Source organism: Anaerobacillus sp. ABD4_527, from assembly GCF_056160805.1.
In genome coordinates this window covers 525,310-547,819 of sequence record NZ_JBSWXZ010000001.1, presented here as the reverse complement: position 1 = coordinate 547,819, position 22,510 = coordinate 525,310, and the positions used below count along the sequence as shown (strand labels likewise).

Here is a 22,510-nt window from a genome sequence, read left to right as displayed (position 1 = left end):
GACATCGGATACATATTGCACCACTAAATAGAAAAAGGATGAGACATTGAAGTCTCATCCTTAATATTTTTTACGACTTAGCACGTTCGATTTTTATGCTACAAAGTCTCATTCTTCTTAGATGGTAGCTTCAAGAAAACCGCTAGTAGCATGCCAAGCAGAAATATCACTACGCTTGCTAGGTACATTCTCTCGTACCCGGCTAATACTGTACTTTTTTCTATGGAAACAATCGTTTTATCACTTGCTGAAACTGCAATGAACCCTGCTAATATAACTGGGCCAAGCGATGTTCCTATCGAACGGAACAAACTAACGAGAGATTGACTTGCACCTGCTTCTTTCTCTGACGTGAGCTCAAACATAATGTAGTTAAGAGGAGTACCCATTGTAAATCCGATGCCGACCCCAGAGAAAATCATACCTATGATAAGGAATAGCCATCCGTTTGCTAGGAAACTAAAAATGAGTGCCCCTATCAAACTCAAACTAAAGCCAGTGAGCACAACTTGTTTCGCTCCCCATTTATCGAGCAGAACACCTCCGATCGGTGCAGCAAATCCAGAAGCAAGAGCTAGGATAACCATGACATACCCCCCTCTTCCGGTTGAAAGCCCCAAAAGCAGTTCTGAAAAAGAAGGGATAAAGATCATGCTTATGATCCCTATTCCGGTAATCGTTGAGATTAACAATGCTAAGACAATATTTCGATTACGGAAATATGAAATGTTGATGATTGGATCACTATGCGAAGCTTCTAACGTTAAAAAATGGATAAACTAAAACAATACTAAAGAGTAATAACGGCCATACTGTTAACGTTGTAAAAGATTCGATAAGGTTATTCGTATCCAGATTCGTCAATCCGAGTAATAACGAAACAATAATGACGGATAGAAAAAGAGCTCCCTTCCAATCAAGCCTCGAACGGTACCCCTTTTGTTCTTCTAACGGCAGCTTTAATGCCATAAGAAAGATGATGAAAGCAATGGGGATATTCATGAAGAAAATCCATCGCCAGCTTACTTGAGCCACTAAAAATCCTCCTACAGCAGGTCCGAGAATAGAAGCGATTCCGAACATGGCTCCTATCAATCCGAGCGCCATTCCTCTCTTCTCTTTAGGAAAACTACTCCCAATAACAGCGTTTGCAATAGGAATAATACCTCCAGCTCCTGCTGCTTGAATCGCTCTTCCTGTTAAAAGCTGTGGAAGTGACCCACTTATACCGGCAATAAGAGAACCGAGAGCTAACAGGAATATGCCAACAAGGAATATACTCTTCCTACCATAAAGATCTGCCAGTTTTCCGATAATCGGCATACTGACTGCGTAAACAAGGGTGTAGATCGTAACGACCCATACAGTAAATTTCAAATCGATATCGAGTTCTTTAACCAATGTGGTTAAAGCAGGTGAAATCACACCTGAATCTAATGCGCCTAAGAAAACTCCTAGGAGGAATGTTAGAAGGAGAAAACGTTGTTGCTTACCCATCATGGTCCACTCCCTTGAGAACAATATTCGGTCTACTCAGACCACAATAATTGCTTGAGATGTTTGTAATCTTCAACGTAAAAGTCTGCTCCATCTGCAGTATTTTGAAATAAACATGTTTTCATCCCAACTTCTTTTGCTGGAATGATATCTAATAAACGGTCACCCACTGCTAGATCTAATTCATGCTTGTTATGTAAATAGCGATAAGAAGCTGCGTCTGGTTTTCTTGGATATCCATCATCACCTGCTACAAGATCTGCAAAAAGATGTTCCATATTAAAATGCTGAAGAATGGTGATGACTTCTTCCCTTGGTTTGTGAGTCATGATGACATTAAGGTCTGATTTGTTCAGAATTTCAAAAACACCTTCAAAAGGAGGCTTCTTATCAGGAGAAAGGGCGTTATCTAACACTCTAAATTCTTCAACTTGTTCCATTGTTAATCCAAATACATTAGTTGCATGTCGAAATGAAACTTTTAACTCTTTCAATATCTCCTCATTTGAAACATGCTCAGGAACAAACCGTTTCATAATACTAACAAAAGCTGGATACGTATCGAATAACGTGCCATCAAAATCCCATAAAATCTTCACGATTTCACTCCTTTACGTTAATCCTAAAGAAAAGCCGCTCGATCGAGCGGCTCATTCATTAAAACTGAGTTTTTTCCTCTAAAAAGTTCTTTAGTTCAGAGATTGGCATTCTTTGTTGTTCCATTGTATCTCGGTCTCGTACAGTTACTTGCTTATCTTCAAGGGAATCAAAATCGAACGTAATCGCAAATGGTGTACCTACTTCATCGTGTCTGCGGTAACGTTTACCGATCGATCCAGCTTCATCATAATCCACCATGAAATACTTCGCAAGTTCAGCGTGAACTTCTCTAGCTTCATCCGATAATTTCTTCGAAAGTGGCAATACTGCTGCTTTAAACGGTGCTAAAGCAGGGTGGAAATGCATGACGCTACGAGACGTGCCATCTTCTAATTCTTGCTCTTCGTACGCTTCGATTAAGAATGCTAGTGTAACGCGGTCTGCCCCTAATGATGGTTCGATGCAATAAGGAACATAGCGCTCGCCTGTTTGCTGATCGTGGTACGTGAAGTCTTCGTTCGAATGTTCCATGTGCTTTTTCAAATCATAATCTGTTCTTGAAGCAACTCCCCAAAGTTCACCCCAACCGAATGGGAATTTGTACTCGATATCTGTAGTCGCATTACTATAATGAGAGAGCTCATCTTCAGCGTGCTCACGAAGGCGGATATTATCTTGATCAACGCCAAGATTCAATAGCCAGTTCTTACAGAAATCTTTCCAATACTGGTGCCATTCTAGTTCATCTCCAGGTTTGCAGAAGAATTCTAACTCCATTTGCTCAAATTCACGCGTACGGAATGTAAAGTTACCAGGTGTAATCTCATTTCTAAAGCTTTTTCCGACTTGTGCAATCCCGAAAGGCACTTTCTTTCTCATCGAACGCTGCACGTTTTTAAAGTTCACGAAAATACCTTGTGCTGTTTCAGGGCGAAGATAAATGTCGCTTGTACTTGAAGTCGTTACCCCTTGCTGTGTTTTAAACATGAGGTCAAATTGACGAATCTCTGTAAAGTCTTGACTGCCACACTCTGGGCACGTAATGTTATGATTTTGAATCAACCGCTCCATCTCTTCAAACGATAATCCGTCAGCAATCATTTCGTTGCCTTCTTCAGAAAGTGCATCTTCAATCAGCTTATCTGCACGATGACGTGTTTTACAGCTCTTACAATCAATCAATGGGTCGTTGAAATTTCCTAGGTGACCAGATGCAACCCAAGTTTTAGGGTTCATCAAGATTGCCGCATCCAGTCCGCTATTGTGAGGAGATTCCTGTACGAACTTCTTCCACCACGCTGCTTTGATGTTGTTTTTAAGTTCTACACCTAATGGACCGTAATCCCAAGTGTTCGCTAAACCTCCGTAAATATCGGAACCAGCGAAAATAAATCCTCTGTGCTTTGAAATGGCAACGATTTGTTCCATCGAAATACTCATCTAAATCTCTCCTTTTTATCATTGTCTAACAACATAAAAAGCTCCCGCCCTCGGACAAAAATTTGTCCGGGGACGAGAGCGTATGCACCCGCGGTTCCACCCCAGTTGATGTGAAAGAACACATCCACTTTACGGTATCAACTCCAGACCGCCGTTTCACTAGACCTTTTTCGGGCTTCCACCATCCCCGAATCTCTATAAAAAGGGTTACCTAGCTACTATCTGTCCTTCACAGTTGTTAGCTTATATATGTAATTGATATCACATATGATACAAAAAAGTTTTACTGAAAGTCAAGCGCAATCTACTGTGTATTCATAGACTACCCACCTGCCAAACTGTTTACACGCATTTAATTTTTTTCTCTAAAAAAGAGCTATCAATCGATAGCCCTCCGTTTTTGTATACGCACAGGTGTTGGATCATTTTTGCGGTCGAGAAATGCTCGGATTTCATCTTTTTTCAATCCCATTTCTCGTGCAACTTTCATCAGCATTACCCACTCTTGATCAAGTGCTTGTTCTGGCCTGGTTTTAATCATGGCCACCCTCTCCTCCTTTGATATTTCCAGGAGGACCAGCCGTCATCGTTGAGTGTTCTCAACATTAGACCTGTGTCTTTGCGTCCCATTCTTTAGAATGGTTTGCCTTTTTCTGGAGAGTTAGAACAGACACACACCACAATGTAACGGCAGTGCTAAATCAATAGTAAAACGGGACTAAAAAATGAGAAAGTTAAATAGTTTATACAATTATACTATATTTTAGCAATATTTCAATATATTTTCTATCGATTCTAACACTTTATCTTCTGTATCATAAACTAATCATGTATGGTCTCGCTAGAGCTTGATCAGGGAGGGAATCGAATGGAACGAAATCAGATTGGAACGGCATGGCAAGGCACTCACGTCGTTTTACTAAGGTGTACTCCCCTAAACAAAGTTGTAGGATTTTATCCTAGTCTCCATGCACCTACAGAGCCTGTAAGTCATCTTTGCAGTGAGGCATTATCGACATACCTCAGCATCGGTTATGTCATATCACATGTACATTCATTACAAGACGGAACGGTCGAGTATATCTTGACAAAAAATTAAAACAGCCCGTCGAGATTGACTCGACAGGCTGTTTATTAAAAGTCAGATAAGTAATCTTTTACTTGATCTGGGTTCTTTGTGTTGGCACTATGAAGATGCCCAACTTTCTTTCCATCTTTATAAACGAGGAGACTTGGAATACCCATCACTTCATTTTCCTCTGTTATTTCAGGGAATTGCTCAATATCAATTTGTGCCCATTGTTTATCGCTATGTTCTTTCATGATATCGTCGATAAATAAGTCAAGGCGTTTACAGTCCGGGCACCAATTCGCTTCGTATTTTAATATTGTCACTTTAGAATCGTTGATTAGATTATCATAAGATTGTTTTGATTCGATTTGTTGCATGTAAATCTTCTCCTTTACTCGTTACTATAGGCTAGTATAACTTACAATAAGATCATTTGTCTGTAATTGTGATTACAGTTTTCTATAAAGAGATACCAGTGCTAACGAGTGCTTCAGAAATAACCATGTGGCCACATTCATTCGGGTGAATGCCATCGAAGGACAAAAGCCGTTCTTCATTGCCCTCAAACAAACGATAAACATCTGCCACTTTTACATCATTATTCTTTGTACACGTTACTAGATTTTGGTTAAATCGAATAACCCAATCTTTTGCGAATGAAAGATGTGGATAAGGATTATACAGATTAACGATTCGAATCATAGCAGGCTTCTTTACTGTCATCGATAGGTGGTTTACAATCCAATTCATGTTGATACAGCATTCTTCGAGCGCTTTCTGGAAAACAACTTCTTCCTTATTTATTGCAAACTCTTCAGCTGCATCGATCAAATCATTTCCACCGGCCGTAATCGTAATAATATTGGCATGTTCGATTGGTAACGATTTCTCTAGCCAGTCTCTAACGTCCCCAGTAGTTGCTCCATTTCTTGCACACTTTGTTAGGAGAACATTTTCTCCTAACTTATCAAAGATAGCCGAACGATAGTAATCTGGAAAAGTCGGTGAAAAAAGGATTGTGCCTGTACCTAATGTAATAGAATCTCCTATTGCTGAATAAAAAAAATGCGACAAACCATCACCTCTTTCCAAAAGATGATTTACTATATTCATCGCACCTATAAAAAGTTCATCTCTACATTCGAGTGATTCTGTATCAAAGTGAACTCAGAGCACACTTTATTGTTATAGACGAGCAGCGGTACAAGGAATTCTCCGGCTAATTGATAAAGATCTTCTTGCCTTTCTGGCTGTTCAAGAACATTCACTTCATCAAAGGAAATACCTGACTGCTTAAGGAGTCGTTTTGTTTTCTCACATTCAATGCAACTTGTTATCGTGTATAATCGAATATGTGCCATGTTAGACTAATACCCTCCTAACAATAAAAGTATAACGGTATACGAATCATAATAATGTAAGCTATCTTACTCGTGAAAATGACTTGATTTAAGAACTGAAGGTGATTCTATGGATAAATTGACGATGCTTTCCCAGATAAACTTATTTGATGAAATGGAAATGAATGATTTGGTACAGATCGATCGTGTTAGCGATATGAAGCCCGTTAAAAAAGGAACTATCATCGTAGGACCTACAAAGCCAATGAAAGCGTTATTTTTATTAAAAAAAGGAAATGTACGGTTGTATCGCTCGAATGATAGCGGAAAACAATTAACGGTTGATATTCTTGGAGATGGCAACATTTTTGGAGAAACCTCTAGTTTCTCACTAAGTGATGATTCTGTTTATGTTGAAGCGATGACAGACGTTTATTTATGTATTATCGGAAAAGAACAATTTGAAACTTTGCTCTCAGAAAACCCCAAGCTCGCCATAAAATTCATTGAAATACTGTCTTCACGCTTGAAAGAAATTTATGAAATGAGTGAAAACATTGCACTCAGAAGTGTAAAATATCGGGTGTTATCTTTACTGTTAAAACTTAGTGAGAAATTTGGAAAGCGAAAGAACGAATGGCAAACGATCGAAATCAAGCTTACACATTATGACATGGCTACGATGATCGGTTCTACTAGAGAAACTGTCAGTGCCACTATAGGAGACTTAAAAAAAGCTGGATACATAAAGAAGAACCCCTTAACTTTCGCCATACATGCTGAAAAAGCCAACAATTATTTAAGTGAAAATGGAGAGTAAAGATCAGAAATCTACAAACTTAAGCTGCCGAGGAATCCTCGACAGCTTTTTTAGTCATAATGATAAGCTATAGAATCTAAACAGAATCATTATGATTGCGTTTTTCCATCCGTTCCTTTTTGATTATCTTTTGTTCCTTCTAATTTATCCCATTTAATCGGTCTGTTTAAATTAAGTTTCTTTTTCAAATTCAATAAGCAGTTAAAATGACCAACATACCACTTATCGAATTTCACCATATGAATGGTCTCCCAGTCTCTCATCTCCTTTGTACATCCATCACAATGTATTTCCATTAAAGGCACTTCCTCTTAAGTAGATTTGTTTATTTATATTCAAACTACCAGGAATGTGATTGGTCATTTGTACGTAAAAAAGCGCATCCGTAGATGCGCATCCTTGTCTTACTTTAAATTTTCAGGATTTAAACCTTGGAGATAGTCTGGTACAAACTTTCCATCTTTACGTATCAATTCATCATCAAACCAAATTTCTCCTCCACCATATTCAGGTCTTTGGATCAGCACCATGTCCCAGTGAACTGCTGAATCATTTCCGTTTGGTGCTTCGTCATAAGATTGCCCTGGAGTAAAGTGGAAGGACCCGTCGATCTTTTCATCGAACAAGATATCTTTCATCGGCTCGCGAATATACGGGTTAACTCCTATCGCGAATTCACCGATATACCTAGCACCTTCATCCGTATCGAGTATGCTGTTCAATCGTTCTGTATCGTTCGCTGTCGCATCGATAATCTTTCCATTTTCAAACGTTAGCTGAACATCTTCGAAAACGAACCCATTGTATGGAGAAGGTGTGTTATACGTGATCACGCCATTGACACTATTCACGACAGGGGCTGTAAATACTTCTCCATCAGGGATATTCAGTTGCCCTGCACACTTAATTGCTGGTATATCTTTGATGGAGAAGCTTAAATTCGTATCAGGTGAAACGATTCTTACAGAATCTGCACGATTCATTCGGTCCACAAGTGCATCCATCGCTTCATTCATCTTCGCGTAATCCATCGTACAAACGTTAAAATAATAATCTTCAAATGCTTCTGTGCTCATACTAGATAGCTGAGCCATAGATGGGTTAGGGTATCTCATTACGACCCACTTCGTCTGTTTAACACGTTGATTACTATGAACTTTTGTTTTATATACCTGATTAAACAATGCCATTTTTGCTTCAGGTACATCAGCAAACTCATTGATGTTGTCTGCGCCGCGAATACCGATATAAGCATCCATGCCTTCCATCTGGCGAAGATCATGAGTTGTCCAAGCTTCGATTTGCTCCTCTGTCGCTTCTAATAATAGTTCACGAATAACCTGATTGTCTCGAAGGTTCACGTGTGGAAAGCCGCCTGCTTTATGTACCTCTTTTACTAAACTCCGAACAAGTGAATTATCGATGTTAAATGCTTCGATTAAAACATGCTCACCTTTTTCAATTCTTGTAGAATAGTGAACAAGATTTTCTGCTAATTTCTTAATACGAGAATCGATCATATTCTCCCTCTTTTCATTAATGACTTTACACCTTTATTATAAGCGCTCTGTTATCCATCCTTCAAATGATTCGTAAATATCAAAAAACCGGAGAAAGTCTCCGGTCTTCTGTTATTTCGTATTAGGATCGTATTCCATGTAAATCACATGCGTCTTAAGGTACTCGTTTAGACCATGTTTTCCATCTGCACCACCGATTCCAGATTGCCCCATGCCAGCGTGGAACCCTTGAACGGCTTCAAAGTTTTCACGATTCACGTAGGTTTCACCATACTTAAGCTCATTAGAAGCTTTCATCACTTCATGGATGTTATCACTGAAGATAGAAGATGAAAGGCCATAGCGTGTATCGTTAGCCGCTTCAAGAACATGATCGAAATCGCTGTAGATTACGATTGGTAGGACAGGACCGAAAATTTCCTCTTGAATGATCTGCATATCTTGAGAAACGTCCGTTAACACGGTTGGTTCAAAATAATAGCCTTTTTCTCGTTCTATTCTCTTTCCACCCGTTTTCACTACAGCACCTGCTTCAACAGCATTGTTCACCATTTTCTCAACTGATTCAAGCTGTTCTTTGTTAACCAGTGGACCGATATCGCACCCTTCTTCATCTAAGGAGTTTCCTACCTTTGTATCTTTAAAGGACTGAGTGATCTTTTCAATAAATTCATCTGCAACGTCTTCGTGGACATATACCCGTTCAGCATTCGTACAAGCCTGGCCGTTGTTCGTAATTCTAGAAGTTGTGATTTTCTCAACTGCTAAATCGATATTCGCATGCTTCGTAACGATTGCAGGAGCTTTTCCTCCGAGTTCCAGGTTGACTTTCGTGATATTTTTAGCTGCTGCCTCCATCACTTTTGATCCTGCTGGATAACTCCCGGTTAAACTGATCATCGCTACATCTGGTGAAGATGCGAGCGGATTTCCAATATCAGATCCTTTACCAGTCACGAGGTTAAAGACTCCTTTTGGTAAGCCGACTTCATGAATGATTGAAGTGAGTTCACATGCAGTGTTTGGAGTATACTGACTAGGTTTAATAATGATCGGGCACCCGGTTACAAAAGCTGGAGCTACTTTTCTAGCGAAGATGAACATCGGAAAATTCCATGGTACGATTCCTCCAACAACGCCAATTGGCTTTTTGAAGACCATGATGTTCTCATTCGGGCGGTCGCTAGGAAGTACTTCTCCTTCATATCTTCTCGCCCATCCTGCCATGTATCTAAAATAATCGATCGTAAGCTCTACTTCAGCTTTCGAAGCGTCTACCGTCTTTCCGTTTTCTTCAGTGAGCATCGTGATAAACGAATCTTTAGCTTCTTCTATTTTATCTGCAATTTTATATAAGTACTCGGCTCGTTCAACCGAGGTTTTCGCTTCCCACTCTTTTTGAGATGCTTTTGCAGCCGAAATGGCGCGTTCGATATCCTTTTCATCCCCAAGCTGAATTTGTGAAAGTGTTTCTTCCGTCGCTGGGTTGATGACATCGATCGTTTCTTCACTGTTACTATTTGTAAATTCTCCGTTTATATATAGCTGATACCGTTTCAATTGCAATACCTCCTACGTCTTGATGGAGGATACATTCCCAGGAATAAACATTTCAAAACCTTAAGGACGTCTTGAGTATGCTTAGATAAAAGTAGTTCTAGCGTGTAATGGTCTAGCAATCCATTTTTGAAGTGCTCCATGATGCCGTTTCGCATCTTCATATCCTTGATCATATAAAAGGGATAACCTTTCTTTTGAACGTTCGATACGATCGACTTCTAACGGTGTAGATGGTTGGATGACATAATAGTGTTCTGGATTTGACTCAATATGCTCGAGTGTTCGATTGTATCGTTCATACCTAGAATTGATGGCTGAGGCGAGCTGCGGATTTCTTTTATACAATCGTTTGATGACCCACGAGAACTTGGACCGTTTCTTTCGATACCCGGCATTCCGTGTTAGTACGACGACATTCAAATGATTACCGTCACGTTCAGATTTAAAGATCGGGATTGGATCTGCAATTCCACCGTCCAACAATAGTTTATCCTGCACTCTCACTGGAGGAGCCATAAAAGGTAATGAACTAGAAGCTCTTAAAATCGATAGGAGCTGATCAGGTGCTTTTTCATTTTGAAAATAAACGGGTTCACCAGTGTATGTATCGGTCGTACCAACTATAAATTTCTCAGTAGTGGATGCGAAGGTGTCGAAATCAAACGGTACATGTTCAGTTGGTATGTCATTAAAAATCAAATCCATTCCAAAAAGCTGTTTCTTTCTTATTAAATTTTTATAAGACAGATATTCAGGGTGATTCACATAGTCGATGGTGACCTTTCTATTTCTCCCTGGCTGCCTCGAGAGATAGGATGCTGCGTTACAAGCTCCGGCAGAAACACCGATCACATAAGGAAAATAAAGCTCGTTCTCCATGAAGTACTCGAGTACGCCAGCAGTATAGACACCCCTCATACCGCCGCCTTCTAATACTAAACCGATCGATTCCAAAGATAATCCCCCTTTTACATTTTTTTCTTATAATAAGTGTAAGGGATTACTCCGTTTAGCTCAACACGAAAAAACCCCTGCAAGGGCAGGGATTATTCTTCACGCTCTTCATTTTTAACCGTTTTGTGACCGGTAGAGGCTTCATTAGGAAATGCTGTTTCATCTGCGTGCTGAGGACGTTTTCGCTGCATGCCTTTCTTCTTATGGTCGAATGCTTTCCCTCTTCCCAAAAGAAATCTCCTCCTTTCCAACTTTCATGAATAGTATCTCTCGCGTACCTTACTCTATTCTGAAATAAAACTAAAAAAGTTGAAATGGATTGTATATAAAACCAACAATGTGTGCATCATATATTTTGAAGAGGGAAGTTAAAAGTGCAAAAGGAATTACGGCTAACTTATCTAGGGAGATGGTCGCGTTGAACAACTCTGTTGGGAAAACAAGGCTCTAACTACTTTCATTAGAAAGAGGTGTCTCCAAAAGACAATTACCGTTTTACCCCATCGCTTTATTAGCAAAAGCTAACCTTCCTTCTTCAAGAGGGTCTTATCCATAAGGGTAGGGCCCTTTCTTTATGTGATGGGTTCTTCAACACTTAGGTGTTTTTTTGCTAAATCCAGCTGTTGAACGATTTGCTCTGGAGATGTACCACCATAGCTTTTTCTTGCACTCATCACGTTATATGGTTTTAAGACTTCAAAAACATCTTCACTAAATAAGTCTGTAAACTCTTTGTACTCATCAAGACTAAGATCCAGCAGGTACTTGTTTTGCTGAATACAATGGAGAACGATTTTTCCAATCATTTCATGTGACTCTCTAAATGTCATCCCTTTGTTAACAAGGTAATCTGCAATATCGGTTGCATTCGAATAATCTTCATTAACCGCTTGTTTCATGTTTTCTTTCTTCACTGTCATGGTCGCGATCATCGGTGCGAGAAGCTGAAGTGCGCCATCTAGCGTTTTCGCTGTATCAAACATTCCTTCTTTGTCTTCTTGCATGTCTTTGTTATAAGCAAGCGGCAGTCCTTTTAAGACGGTAAGAAGGCTGAAAAGATTTCCGTAGACGCGACCTGTCTTTGCTCTTAGCAATTCCGGAACATCCGGATTTTTCTTTTGCGGCATGATGCTGGACCCAGTACAGAAAGAGTCATCGAGTTCGATGAACTGAAATTCCTGGCTGCTCCAGATCACCAATTCTTCTGATAAGCGAGACATGTGCATCATAAGCATGGATGCATTCGATAAGAATTCTAGAATAAAGTCGCGGTCACTGACAGCATCCATACTGTTTGGATAAACCGAATCGAAACCTAGAAGCTCAGCGGAACGCTGTCGATCGATTGGAAAAGTCGTTCCAGCAAGAGCTCCAGCTCCGAGCGGCAGCATGTTCGTACGCTTCAAGCTATCCTGAAATCGTTCTTTATCCCGTTCGAACATCCAAAAGTACGCGAGAATGTGATGAGCAAATGAAACCGGCTGTGCACGCTGCAGGTGCGTATACCCCGGCAATACGGTTTCCACATGCTCTTCAGCCTGGGTGATGATGGCTTCTTGAACAAGCTCAATATGCTTAATAAACTGCTTTACTTTTTTAATTAGGTACATATGCATATCGGTTGCAACTTGATCATTTCTGCTTCTACCTGTATGAAGTTTCCCACCTAGAGGTCCAATCTCATCGATTAAAGCCTTTTCGATATTCATATGAATATCTTCATGAGAAACATCATATTCAAATTCGCCAGACTGAATTTTTTCAAGGACGATCGATAAACCGCGCTTGATCTCTTTCATATCGTCCTCTGTAATCACACCGCACTCTGAAAGCATTTGAACATGGGCCAGGCTGCCTTCGATATCTTCTTCTGCTAGTTCCTTATCAAATTGAATGGAAGCTGTATATTCTTCAACGAGTTTATTGGTTTGTTTGGTAAAGCGTCCTCCCCATAACTTAGACACACTAACATCTCCTTATTGATGGACTTTTTGCTTTTGCTTTTTGTGAACTTCAGCGTTTACTTTCGTTGGTAAGCCCCACAGCTTAATAAATCCTACTGCTGCCTCATGATCGAACATGTCTCCCTTAAGATAAGTAGCTAACTGTTCGTTGTAGAGGGAATTCTCTGATTTGCGTCCAACGACGGTATTCGTTCCTTTGTGTAGTTTGATACGTATTTTCCCACTCACTACTTTTTGCGTTTCGTTAATGAACCCTTCTAGCGCTTGACGAAGCGGTGAATACCATAAACCGTCGTAGATCAGCTTTGACATTTGTTGATCGATCGTTGTTTTGAACTGAGATACTTCACGTGTATGTGTTAAAAACTCAAGCTCTTTATGAGCGTTGATTAAGATGAGCGCACCTGGGTTTTCATACACTTCTCTAGATTTAATCCCAACAAGACGATTTTCGATGTGATCGATACGGCCGATTCCATGTTTGCCGCCGATGATGTTAAGCTTCTCGATTAAATCGACGAACCCTAGCTTCTCACCATTCAATGCGACTGGGCGTCCTTCCTCAAAGTCGATTTCGATGTACTCTGGTACATCAGGCGTCATTTCGAGTGGTGCCGTCCAATCAAATGCTGCTTCAGGTGCTTCCGCCCAAGGATCTTCAAGGACACCTGCTTCACATGCACGGCCCCAGATATTCGCATCGATTGAGAACGGGTTATCTAGCTTTACAGGAACCGGAATCCCCTTTTCTTCTGCATAGGCAATCTGTTCATCACGTGTCATGCCCCACTCACGAACTGGCGCAATGACTTTTAGGTTCGGGTTCAGCGCTTGAATGGAAACTTCAAAACGCACTTGGTCATTTCCTTTTCCGGTACATCCATGTGCTACTGCTGTTGCGCCTTCTTTTTCTGCTACTTCTACAAGAAGCTTTGAAATTAGAGGACGTGAAAGAGCGGAAGACAGCGGGTATTTCCCTTCATATAGTGCATTTGCTTTTAGTGCTGGTAGCAGATATTCTTCTGCAAGTAATTCTTTACCTTCGATCATATATGCTTTCGAAGCGCCAACGTTCAACGCTTTTTCTCTTATAGTTTCTAGATCTTTACCTTCACCAACATCAAGTCCAAGAGCAATCACTTCATAGTCGTATTTCTCTTGAAGCCATTTTATTGAAATCGATGTATCTAGTCCTCCGGAATAAGCAAGAATCAGTTTCTCTTTACTCATGTGATCCACTCCCTATTTCTGTATTAATATATATACTAACGTATATTTATTCAAATTGCATCAAAAAAAATCAATTTTTTAATAAAATTTTCAAAAGTGCTTTTTGTGCATGAAGTCGATTTTCTGCTTCCTGGTAAACGACGGAATGTGGACCATCTATAACGCCTGCCGTAACTTCTTCTCCGCGGTGTGCTGGAAGGCAGTGCATAAAGATGTAATTTTCATTCGCTTTTATACATAGCTCTTCATTGACTTGATAAGGTGCAAAGACGCCTTCACGCTCTTCTTGCTCAGATTCCTGCCCCATGCTCGCCCATACATCAGTTATGATCACATCAGCATTTTGGATCGCGAGCTGTGGATCAGACGTTACTTCAATAATAGAACCCGTTTCTATTGCAGTTTCTTTCGCTTGCGATACGATCGTTTCATCTGGTTCATAACCCTCTGGACATGCGATCGTAAAATGCATTCCTACTTTTGCAGCTCCCTCGATCAAGGAATGAGCTACATTGTTTCCATCTCCAAAATACGCTACTTTTAGGCCCTTTAAGTATCCTTTCTTCTCTACGATCGTAAGAAGGTCTGCTAGGATTTGGGCTGGATGATGGAGGTCTGTAAGTCCGTTAATTATTGGAATCTTGGATGCCTCTGCGAACTGTTCAATCGTTTCATGTGCATACGTACGAATCATCACACCATCGAGATAGCCAGCTAACACGTTGGCTGTATCAACAACTGACTCCCCTCGCCCTAGCTGAATGTCTTTTGAGCTTAGAAAGAGAGCATGACCTCCTAGTTGCAGCATTGCTACCTCAAATGAGACGCGAGTTCTCGTTGAAGATTTTTCAAAAATCATCCCAAGGACCTTCCCTTTCAGCTCTTCATGTGGAATGCCTTGTTTTTGTAAACCTTTTAATTCTTCTGCGACTTTTAGGATATATAATAGTTCTTCAGTTGATAACTCATTGATCGTTATGAAATCTTTTCCTTTTAAGCTTTCTTCAATTTGCTGTTCGTATGTTTGAATCATATTCTCATCCTTCCTATTGTGTAACGTGTTTAAGATCGTGCCATTCTTGAATAGATGTAACGCTTGTTTTCTGTTGTTCGCCTAACGTAATCAATTGAAGCGTGTCTAAGTGTGTGAAGCATGGAATCTTGTAACGTGTACCTAACGCTCTGATTTGGAAACCTAAGCGATTTTTCTCACGACCGATAGTTGGAATCGAAATAATTGCTTCAACCTCCTTGCTGATCAGTTGTTCAATCGCTGTTAAATTCTTCTCAACTTTTATAGACTGAACGCCTTCACTCTCTAGAAAGCTGTGTGTACCAGGAGTTGCATATAATGTGACGCCTTTTTTTGTGAGCTCATCAAGTAGCGGAAGAGCGGCGTCTTTCGTTTCGTTATTGATTGAACATAGAACCGCTTTTGGAAGCCTAGATTTAACTGTAGGGATCATCGCCTTACTTAATGCTTCCTTAACCGTTGAAGCGACAGAGAGCACTTCACCTGTTGATTTCATCTCCGGCCCTAGCACATGATCCACGTTTTTCAACTTACCGTTTGAGAATATCGGAAACTTAACGGTGTAATACAGCTGTTCTTTTAATAATCCTTGTTCAGGAAGCTTACTTCCGATATTTAACTGCGCTTCAATCGCCCATTCGACGATTGGAACATTCGTCACTTTGCTCATTAACGGCACCGTTCTTGAAGCTCGTGGATTGATTTCCAACACGTAGATCGTATCTTCGCTAATGACAAATTGAATGTTCATGAGTCCACTGCATTGAAGCGCCTTCGATAGCTTTTCTGAATAGGTGGTGATCACTTGTTTCTGTTCATCCGTTAACGAGATTGGTGGATAGATAGCGGTGCTATCTCCAGAGTGAACGCCAGCACGTTCAAGGTGCTCCATTATACCTGGGATCGCGATCTCTTCGCCATTACAAATGACGTCTACTTCACACTCTGTCCCTTCAACGAACCGATCTAATAGAAACGGCCACATTTTCTTTGAACTTGTGCCAAGTTTTTTCGTATACCGCTTCAGTTCATCCATCGTTCTAATAATAAACATATTCTGTCCACCGATTACGTAGGAAGGTCTAATGATGATTGGGAACGTTAAATCAGCTGCTAACTGTTCCATTTCTTCAGGATCATATGCCATTTTCCCTTCAACATAAGGAATGGTTAAGGAATCTAAAAGCTTATAAAACTGATCTCTGTCTTCTACTTTATTAATGTTCTCAACAGGCGTACCGAGGACTGGAATACCTCTTTCATGCAATTCCTCCGCAAGGTTGACTGCAGTTTGACCGCCGAACTGAACGGCTACTCCCACAATGTTTTCTTTTTCAATAACCGCTAGCACATCTTCAATTGCAAGAGGTTCAAAGTATAAACGATCAGCAATAGAGTAATCTGTGCTCACAGTTTCTGGGTTGTTGTTCATAACGACAGCGCGGTAACCGAATTTTTTAACTGCGAGAGTGGCATGCACAGAGCAATAATCGAATTCAACTCCTTGACCAATTCGGATTGGACCCGATCCAAGAATAAGAATGGATGCATCAGTCTGATTCTCCGCTTCATCTTTTCCCAGATACGTTGAGTAGAAATACGGTGTGACGGCTTCAAACTCACCTGCACAAGTATCCACCTGCTTCATTCCTCGCTCAATTCCTACTTCTTTACACTGAGTACGAATCTCATCGATTGTTTTTCCAATCGCCTTAGCAATAAACTCATCGCTAATATTTAGCTTTTTCGATTGAACAAGCAGTTCTGTAGACGGTTCAGTCGTTTGTTTCAATTTCAATTCTATATCGACGACCTTTTTAATCTTTACGAGGAACCATGTGTCGATCGACGTGTGGTTTCTTACCTCTTCAATGCTCAGCCCTCTATTGAACGCTTCTCCAATAAGGAATAATCTTTCATCTGTAGGCGTTGTTAAGCTCTGAAGTAATTCGTCATTCTGTAAGTTTTGATAATGTTCACCAGTTAAGGAATAACGTCCGATTTCTAGTGAACGAATCGCTTTATTTAGCGCCCCTTCAAAGTTACGATCAATCGCCATCACTTCGCCTGTTGCTTTCATTTGTGTTCCTAACACACGATCTCCTTCAGGAAACTTATCGAATGGAAATCTTGGTAGCTTGACGACAAGGTAATCGAGGGCGGGTTCGAATGCTGCGAACGTGTTCCCTGTTATTGGATTTGGCAATTCATCTAAGGTGTAACCGATCGCACATTTCGCTGCCATACGGGCAATTGGATACCCTGTTGCTTTTGATGCAAGTGCTGAGGAACGACTCACCCGAGGATTAACCTCAATAATGTGGTAATCGTTCGATTCTGGATGTAAACCGATTTGAATATTACAACCGCCGATCACGTCAAGTGCTCGAATGACTTTTAATGAAACGTCTCTTAGCATTTGATACTGATAATCGTTTAGCGTCTGTGAAGGTGCGACGACAATTGAATCACCGGTATGAATTCCGACCGGGTCCATGTTTTCCATGTTACAGACAATCATGCACGTATCATTTTTATCTCTCATCACTTCATACTCGATTTCTTTCCATCCAAGCATACTTTTCTCAATCAACACTTGATGTATTGGGCTAAGGGATAGGCCTCTCTCCACGATTTCTTCTAATTCCTGATCATTTGCAGCAAAACCGCCCCCTTCACCGCCAAGCGTATAAGCAGGTCGAACCATAATCGGGTAACCGATTTCCGATGCGAACGTCAACGCGTCTTCTTTTGAAAGAGCGATTTTTGATTCAGGAACCGGCTCTCCGATGTCGATCATCATTTGTCTAAATCTTTCACGATCCTCACCATTTTGAATCGACTCGACTGAAGTTCCAAGCAGCTCGACATTGTGTTTTTCTAATATTCCTTTTTCATATAAGTTAACGGCAAGGTTAAGCCCTGTTTGGCCGCCTAGTGTTCCGATTAGTCCATCGGGTTTTTCCTTTATCAATACCTCTTCTACATATTCAAGCGTCATTGGCTCCATATAAACGCGATCTGCAATTGAAGAATCGGTCATAATGGTTGCTGGATTATTGTTGATAAGAATAACTTCGATCCCTTCTTCTTTAAGTGCCAAACACGCCTGTGTGCCAGCGTAATCAAATTCTGCGGCTTGCCCGATCACGATTGGACCAGATCCTATAATAACGACTTTTTTCAGTTCTTTACGTAAAGGCATAGTGATGTTCTCCTGTTTGTGAAATTTGCTGTAAAAATGAGTTGAACAGAAACGCGGTATCAGAAGGTCCAGCATGTGCTTCGGGGTGGAATTGAACCGATTGGATGCTGAGTTTGTTGTGTTTTAACCCTTCTACGGTTTCATCATTTATATTCGTGAACGATACGGTGAAATTGGTTTTTTCAAGGCTTTCACTCACCACTTCATAACCGTGGTTTTGAGAAGTGATATAAACTTTCCCTGTCTCTGTATGCTTAACAGGGTGATTTGAACCTCTGTGTCCAAAAAGAAGCTTTCTCGTTTGTGCACCATGTGAAAGCGCGAGAAGTTGATGACCAAGACAGATTCCGAAAGTTGGGTATTGCTCACTAATCTTTTTAATGGTTCCGAACTGATCTGATAGGTCCTGTGGATCACCGGGTCCGTTACTTAATACAATTCCATCTGGCTTTAACGTGGTGATGGTTTCATAGCTAGTATCATATGGAACAACCGTTACACTACAGCCAAGATCCAGTAAAGATGTAAGGATCGATTTCTTATATCCATAGTCCATCAAAATCACGTGAGGACCACCAGCAGGATAATGCTTTGTCTCTTTAATGGAAACGAACGGGACAAACACATTGTCATAGGTCCAATCTTCTTCGATCTCATTGGGAGCTTGTGATGTGATCTTCCCCTTCATCGTCCCATGTCCTCGAAGCAGCTTTACTATAGCTCTCGTATCAACACCGGTAAGGGAAGGAATCTTCTTTTCCTCGAGGCCATTTGAAAATGAGTTCTTAGATAAGTAATGACTAGGGATATCACACTGTTCACCTGTGACGACTCCGTGTAAGTAGAGCCCCTCACTTTCCCTATCCAGCTCATTTAATCCATAGTTTCCAATCTGCGGATAGCAAAAAACAATGATCTGTCCTGCATAGGAAGGATCAGAAACTATTTCTTGATAACCAGTCATACTCGTATTAAAAACTACTTCTCCAAAAGCCTCTCCTTCATCATTCGTTAGTTCGCCTTCGAACACAGCACCGTTTTCTAGAACGAGATATCCTTTCTTCATTGGTGATCCTCTCCTTGCAGTTCAAATACTTCCTTCAATACGAATATAAATTCATTTATCTCTTCGTAGCTTACATTTAATGGAGGTAAAATTCTGATTACATTCGGCCCAGCTGGTAAAACAAGTACGCCTTTTTCTCGAAGTGTCTTGATGAATGAAGCTGCATGATCTACTTCGATTCCAAGTAGCAGCCCTTTCCCTCTTACCTCATGTACAGTCGGGTATTTCATGAATGGTTGTAATTCACTCATAAGCGTTTCTGAAACGTTTTTCACTTTTTCCAAAAGGTCGATCACTTCAATCACAGTCGCAACCCCAGCCGCACTTGCTAATGGATTGCCACCAAATGTGCTTCCGTGAGTTCCTGGACCAAAGGCCGTCGCGATTTCCGATTTTGCTAACATGGCTCCGATCGGAAATCCAGATCCTAGACCTTTTGCAAGTGTGATGACGTCCGGATCAAACCCATACTGTTCATATGCAAATAGCGTCCCCGTCCTACCGATACCAGTTTGGACTTCATCCACAACGAGAAGGATATGATGCTTTTTACAAGTAGCAACGAGCTGATCGATCCAATCTTTGTTTGCTGGCCTAACGCCTCCTTCACCTTGAACGAGTTCAAACATCACAGCGGCTGGCTTTAGCTCTTCGATCATTGTGAGGCTTTCATAATCATTGAATGGTAGATAATGAAACCCTTCAAGCATGGATCCGAACCCTTGCTGAAGCTTCGGTTGTGCAGTCGCCGATAAGGATCCTAACGTTCGACCATGAAAAGAATTTGAAAAGGTCACGATTGCTTCTTTTCCGCTCGACTTTCTTACAAGTTTGATCGCCGCTTCATTTGCTTCTGTTCCACTATTACAGAAGAACGCTTCGTCAAAACAGCTATTCTGAGTAAGAAGATTTGCGAGCTCTTCTTGTTTTGGGATATTGTAAAGATTTGAACAATGCCACAGCATATTCAGCTGCTCCTCGATCGCTTTCTTTACGAATGAAGGCTGATGGCCAAGATTACAAGTCGCAATACCCGATGTGAAATCAAGATACTTCTTCCCCTCCGTATCGTAAAGGTAGCTTCCGAACCCTTTTTCTGCGGTTAATGGAAGGCGATTGTATGTTTTCATAAGGCTTTCTGTAACGTTAGTTTGATGCGACATCCTCTAGCTCCTTCCGTACGATTCGGGTGCCAATCGAGCGATTCTCGACGGCTTTTTGTAACGCTTGCTCTTCTTTTCCATTTAAAATAATGACAGAACTAACTTCCTCAGATAACGCTGCTAATGCGCTTTTTACTTTAGGAATCATCCCTCCGAAAATAACGCCACTCTCGATCAATTCCATAATTTTTTCTTCATCTAGACTCGGATAAACAACGTTCTCTCCGTTCACTGTTTCATAAATTCCTGGTATATTGCTGACAAGGCAAATAGGGGCTCGTAATGCTTTGGCTACGGCAGATGCTGCTTCATCGCCATTGATATTTAGTGTTTCTCCTCCTTGGTCCATACTGATTGGTGAGACGATCGGAATATAGCCACCTTCAGAAAGCTGGGTTATCAGTTTCTTATCTACCTTATTGATTTTCCCAACCCGACCGAGTGCTCGGTCGATAATCTCACATTGAAACAATGCTCCGTCCACTCCGCTTATTCCTACTGCCTTCCCACCAGCTTGGTAAATCTTCTTAACTAGTAATTTATTTACTTTTCCACTTAGGACCATCTCTACGATATCCACCATCTCTTCAGAAGTTACTCTCATTCCATCTACGAACTGTGTCTCGATTGAGGCTTGCTCGAGCATAGATGAGATCTCCGGACCACCTCCATGGACGATGACTGGATGAATACTATAGATTTCTTTTAATTTTACGATGTCATGATAAAAGCTTTCTGGTAGTTCACTTAGAACACTGCCTCCACATTTAATGACAAAAAAGCTTTTCTCACGTTCGGTATGATGCATTGATTCTGACGTAGTCATAAGAAAGATCACACCCCCAAGCAACGGCTTTTTCGTTCCCATTATGAAGATCGACATGAATTTCAATCGTTTCACTTTCTAAGTATTCCTTTGCTTTCTCTTCACTGAAAGCTGTTGTGATTCCGTGATCGACGACGTTGATCGGTCCGATCGATATGGATAGTGATTCTTCCTCAACTGTTTCACCGCTATAACCGATCGCACATACGATTCTTCCCCAGTTTGCATCGGCACCATGAATTGCAGTCTTGACGAGGTTAGATCCAACGATCGATTTTGCGATCGCTGTGGCACCTTCTTTTGTTTCCGCCCCACTCACATGAACTTCAACTAACTTAGTCGCTCCCTCTCCGTCCTTCGCGATCATTTTTGCTAGCTGCTGGCTGACATATTCTAGAGCGGCAACAAATGTTGACCAGTCTGAATGTTTTTTATTTAACGGCACGTTAGCTGCTTTTCCGTTCGCCATTAAGAGCACCATGTCGTTCGTACTCGTTTCGCCGTCTACAGTGATCATATTATAGGTTCGATTCGTTATGTCATTTAGAGCAGATTGTAATGCCTTCTGTTCCACAGCTGCATCTGTCGTAACAAATGCCAGCATGGTCGCCATATTGGGTTTGATCATTCCAGAGCCTTTGGCTGCTCCTCCGATCGTGACCTCTTTTCCATCAATCTCACATGTTACCGCTACTTCTTTCGTAACTTTATCAGTCGTAACAATCGCCTCAGCAAACTGGTTACCATTCGTTGAATTCTTATAGTCTGGTATTCTATTAATTCCATTAAGAATGGCATCCATCGGCAAGTATTCACCGATAACGCCAGTAGAAGTAACGGCTGTTTCTGTTTCCTTCAAATTCATGATGTTCGCAAACTGTTTTCTCATTTCGTATGCGTCTTCTAAGCCTTTCTTACCTGTAAATGCGTTCGCATTCCCTGAATTGACCACGATCCCTTGTAAGGTTCCACCAAGTAGGCTTTCTTGAGTAACCTTGAGCGGAGGTGCTTGAAAGGTATTCATCGTGAATACACCTGCAGCGACTGCTGGTACGTGTGAGGTTATCCATCCTAGGTCTTTACGTTTTCGCTTAAATCCTGCATGAAACCCTCCCGCTTCATATCCTTTTGGAGAAGTCACTGTACCGTTTTCTAAAATAGTAAACTGCCCTTCTTCTTTAACTGCTATCGTCACATCTTTCAATCCTTTCAATTTAGAA

The 22,510-nt window shown here is 40.9% G+C and carries 23 protein-coding genes and 1 riboswitch; of the genes, 2 read left to right on the top strand and 21 right to left on the bottom strand.

The features are described from left to right. Positions 1–98: 98 nt before the first annotated feature. The 5 genes from ACXAHI_RS02890 to ACXAHI_RS02870 form a co-directional block, all read right to left on the bottom strand. Complete coding sequence (locus ACXAHI_RS02890; RefSeq protein WP_474845791.1) at positions 99–692, bottom strand: MFS transporter; 594 nt, start codon at positions 690–692, stop codon at positions 99–101. Positions 693–744: 52 nt separating this feature from the next. Next, positions 745–1,497 carry an MFS transporter gene (locus tag ACXAHI_RS02885; protein ID WP_474845789.1) on the bottom strand — a complete coding sequence of 251 codons (753 nt, stop codon included), beginning with the start codon at positions 1,495–1,497 and terminating at the stop codon, positions 745–747. Between the two features lie 32 nt (positions 1,498–1,529). Further along, positions 1,530–2,096, bottom strand: coding sequence for an HAD-IA family hydrolase (locus ACXAHI_RS02880; RefSeq protein WP_474845787.1), 567 nt, complete (start codon positions 2,094–2,096; stop codon positions 1,530–1,532). A gap of 58 nt (positions 2,097–2,154) precedes the next feature. After that, positions 2,155–3,537 (bottom strand): glycine--tRNA ligase, encoded by a 1,383-nt coding sequence (locus ACXAHI_RS02875; RefSeq protein WP_474845786.1) that lies wholly within the window; start codon positions 3,535–3,537, stop codon positions 2,155–2,157. A gap of 379 nt (positions 3,538–3,916) precedes the next feature. Beyond that, positions 3,917–4,078: an anti-repressor SinI family protein gene (locus ACXAHI_RS02870; RefSeq protein WP_474845784.1), complete on the bottom strand. Its 162-nt coding sequence runs from the start codon at positions 4,076–4,078 to the stop codon at positions 3,917–3,919. Positions 4,079–4,104: 26 nt separating this feature from the next. Then, positions 4,105–4,195: riboswitch (cyclic di-GMP riboswitch) on the bottom strand. 210 nt (positions 4,196–4,405) lie between these two features. On the opposite strand from ACXAHI_RS02870, the gene ACXAHI_RS02865 reads away from it, so the two are divergent. After that, on the top strand, positions 4,406–4,636 hold the full coding sequence (locus ACXAHI_RS02865) for a hypothetical protein (RefSeq protein WP_270182123.1): 231 nt from the start codon (positions 4,406–4,408) through the stop codon (positions 4,634–4,636). A gap of 35 nt (positions 4,637–4,671) precedes the next feature. Here ACXAHI_RS02865 and ACXAHI_RS02860 read toward each other — a convergent pair whose 3' ends face one another. The 3 genes from ACXAHI_RS02860 to ACXAHI_RS02850 form a co-directional block, all read right to left on the bottom strand. Then, complete coding sequence (locus tag ACXAHI_RS02860; RefSeq protein ID WP_474845782.1) at positions 4,672–4,986, bottom strand: thioredoxin family protein; 315 nt, start codon at positions 4,984–4,986, stop codon at positions 4,672–4,674. An 82-nt stretch (positions 4,987–5,068) separates the two neighbouring features. Continuing rightward, on the bottom strand, positions 5,069–5,683 hold the full coding sequence (locus ACXAHI_RS02855; protein ID WP_474845780.1) for an SGNH/GDSL hydrolase family protein: 615 nt from the start codon (positions 5,681–5,683) through the stop codon (positions 5,069–5,071). Positions 5,684–5,727: 44 nt separating this feature from the next. Then, positions 5,728–5,970 (bottom strand): glutaredoxin family protein, encoded by a 243-nt coding sequence (locus tag ACXAHI_RS02850; protein WP_474845778.1) that lies wholly within the window; start codon positions 5,968–5,970, stop codon positions 5,728–5,730. A gap of 109 nt (positions 5,971–6,079) precedes the next feature. Here ACXAHI_RS02850 and ACXAHI_RS02845 point away from each other — a divergent pair, with 109 nt between their 5' ends. After that, on the top strand, positions 6,080–6,769 hold the full coding sequence (locus ACXAHI_RS02845) for a Crp/Fnr family transcriptional regulator (protein ID WP_474845776.1): 690 nt from the start codon (positions 6,080–6,082) through the stop codon (positions 6,767–6,769). 89 nt (positions 6,770–6,858) lie between these two features. Here ACXAHI_RS02845 and ACXAHI_RS02840 read toward each other — a convergent pair whose 3' ends face one another. The 13 genes from ACXAHI_RS02840 to argJ all read right to left on the bottom strand — a co-directional run bounded on the left by ACXAHI_RS02840 (position 6,859) and on the right by argJ (position 22,485). After that, the gene (locus ACXAHI_RS02840) at positions 6,859–7,065 is read right to left on the bottom strand and encodes a hypothetical protein (protein WP_224882559.1); all 207 of its coding nucleotides are present in this window, start codon (positions 7,063–7,065) and stop codon (positions 6,859–6,861) included. 108 nt (positions 7,066–7,173) lie between these two features. Beyond that, on the bottom strand, positions 7,174–8,289 hold the full coding sequence (locus tag ACXAHI_RS02835) for an aminopeptidase (protein WP_474845775.1): 1,116 nt from the start codon (positions 8,287–8,289) through the stop codon (positions 7,174–7,176). A gap of 111 nt (positions 8,290–8,400) precedes the next feature. After that, positions 8,401–9,849 carry an aldehyde dehydrogenase gene (gene aldA, locus ACXAHI_RS02830; protein WP_474845773.1) on the bottom strand — a complete coding sequence of 483 codons (1,449 nt, stop codon included), beginning with the start codon at positions 9,847–9,849 and terminating at the stop codon, positions 8,401–8,403. An 81-nt stretch (positions 9,850–9,930) separates the two neighbouring features. Then, positions 9,931–10,803, bottom strand: a complete 873-nt coding sequence (locus ACXAHI_RS02825) for a patatin-like phospholipase family protein (protein WP_474845771.1) — start codon at positions 10,801–10,803, stop codon at positions 9,931–9,933. A gap of 92 nt (positions 10,804–10,895) precedes the next feature. After that, positions 10,896–11,033, bottom strand: a complete 138-nt coding sequence (locus ACXAHI_RS02820) for a hypothetical protein (RefSeq protein ID WP_270182116.1) — start codon at positions 11,031–11,033, stop codon at positions 10,896–10,898. Between the two features lie 342 nt (positions 11,034–11,375). Further along, on the bottom strand, positions 11,376–12,767 hold the full coding sequence (gene argH, locus ACXAHI_RS02815) for an argininosuccinate lyase (protein WP_474845769.1): 1,392 nt from the start codon (positions 12,765–12,767) through the stop codon (positions 11,376–11,378). Between the two features lie 12 nt (positions 12,768–12,779). Then, positions 12,780–13,997 (bottom strand): argininosuccinate synthase, encoded by a 1,218-nt coding sequence (locus tag ACXAHI_RS02810; RefSeq protein WP_474845768.1) that lies wholly within the window; start codon positions 13,995–13,997, stop codon positions 12,780–12,782. A 70-nt stretch (positions 13,998–14,067) separates the two neighbouring features. Further along, positions 14,068–15,030: an ornithine carbamoyltransferase gene (gene argF / locus ACXAHI_RS02805; RefSeq protein WP_474845766.1), complete on the bottom strand. Its 963-nt coding sequence runs from the start codon at positions 15,028–15,030 to the stop codon at positions 14,068–14,070. Between the two features lie 13 nt (positions 15,031–15,043). Beyond that, positions 15,044–18,235, bottom strand: coding sequence for a carbamoyl-phosphate synthase (glutamine-hydrolyzing) large subunit (gene carB, locus ACXAHI_RS02800; RefSeq protein WP_474845764.1), 3,192 nt, complete (start codon positions 18,233–18,235; stop codon positions 15,044–15,046). Then, complete coding sequence (locus ACXAHI_RS02795; protein ID WP_474845762.1) at positions 18,222–19,301, bottom strand: carbamoyl phosphate synthase small subunit; 1,080 nt, start codon at positions 19,299–19,301, stop codon at positions 18,222–18,224. Before ACXAHI_RS02795 ends, carB begins: the two co-directional genes overlap by 14 nt. Further along, on the bottom strand, positions 19,298–20,464 hold the full coding sequence (locus ACXAHI_RS02790) for an acetylornithine transaminase (protein WP_474845760.1): 1,167 nt from the start codon (positions 20,462–20,464) through the stop codon (positions 19,298–19,300). The genes ACXAHI_RS02795 and ACXAHI_RS02790 overlap by 4 nt, the downstream gene beginning before the upstream one ends. Further along, a complete protein-coding gene (gene argB / locus ACXAHI_RS02785; RefSeq protein ID WP_474845758.1) occupies positions 20,448–21,290 on the bottom strand; it encodes an acetylglutamate kinase in 843 nt (280 codons plus the stop codon). Before argB ends, ACXAHI_RS02790 begins: the two co-directional genes overlap by 17 nt. After that, entirely contained in the window at positions 21,253–22,485 is a 1,233-nt protein-coding gene (argJ, locus tag ACXAHI_RS02780) for a bifunctional glutamate N-acetyltransferase/amino-acid acetyltransferase ArgJ (protein ID WP_474845757.1), read from the bottom strand. Before argJ ends, argB begins: the two co-directional genes overlap by 38 nt. Between the last annotated feature and the right edge of the window lie 25 nt (positions 22,486–22,510).

Coding starts and splice junctions, on each gene's coding strand:
- ACXAHI_RS02885 (WP_474845789.1), bottom strand. CDS start 1,497: ATGGGTAAGCAACAACGTTTTCTCCTTCTAACATTCCTCCTAGGAGTT.
- ACXAHI_RS02875 (WP_474845786.1), bottom strand. CDS start 3,537: ATGAGTATTTCGATGGAACAAATCGTTGCCATTTCAAAGCACAGAGGA.
- ACXAHI_RS02870 (WP_474845784.1), bottom strand. CDS start 4,078: ATGATTAAAACCAGGCCAGAACAAGCACTTGATCAAGAGTGGGTAATG.
- ACXAHI_RS02865 (WP_270182123.1), top strand. CDS start 4,406: ATGGAACGAAATCAGATTGGAACGGCATGGCAAGGCACTCACGTCGTT.
- ACXAHI_RS02860 (WP_474845782.1), bottom strand. CDS start 4,986: ATGCAACAAATCGAATCAAAACAATCTTATGATAATCTAATCAACGAT.
- ACXAHI_RS02850 (WP_474845778.1), bottom strand. CDS start 5,970: ATGGCACATATTCGATTATACACGATAACAAGTTGCATTGAATGTGAG.
- ACXAHI_RS02845 (WP_474845776.1), top strand. CDS start 6,080: ATGGATAAATTGACGATGCTTTCCCAGATAAACTTATTTGATGAAATG.
- ACXAHI_RS02840 (WP_224882559.1), bottom strand. CDS start 7,065: ATGGAAATACATTGTGATGGATGTACAAAGGAGATGAGAGACTGGGAG.
- ACXAHI_RS02835 (WP_474845775.1), bottom strand. CDS start 8,289: ATGATCGATTCTCGTATTAAGAAATTAGCAGAAAATCTTGTTCACTAT.
- ACXAHI_RS02810 (WP_474845768.1), bottom strand. CDS start 13,997: ATGAGTAAAGAGAAACTGATTCTTGCTTATTCCGGAGGACTAGATACA.
- argF (WP_474845766.1), bottom strand. CDS start 15,030: ATGATTCAAACATACGAACAGCAAATTGAAGAAAGCTTAAAAGGAAAA.
- carB (WP_474845764.1), bottom strand. CDS start 18,235: ATGCCTTTACGTAAAGAACTGAAAAAAGTCGTTATTATAGGATCTGGT.
- ACXAHI_RS02795 (WP_474845762.1), bottom strand. CDS start 19,301: ATGAAGAAAGGATATCTCGTTCTAGAAAACGGTGCTGTGTTCGAAGGC.
- ACXAHI_RS02790 (WP_474845760.1), bottom strand. CDS start 20,464: ATGTCGCATCAAACTAACGTTACAGAAAGCCTTATGAAAACATACAAT.
- argB (WP_474845758.1), bottom strand. CDS start 21,290: ATGACTACGTCAGAATCAATGCATCATACCGAACGTGAGAAAAGCTTT.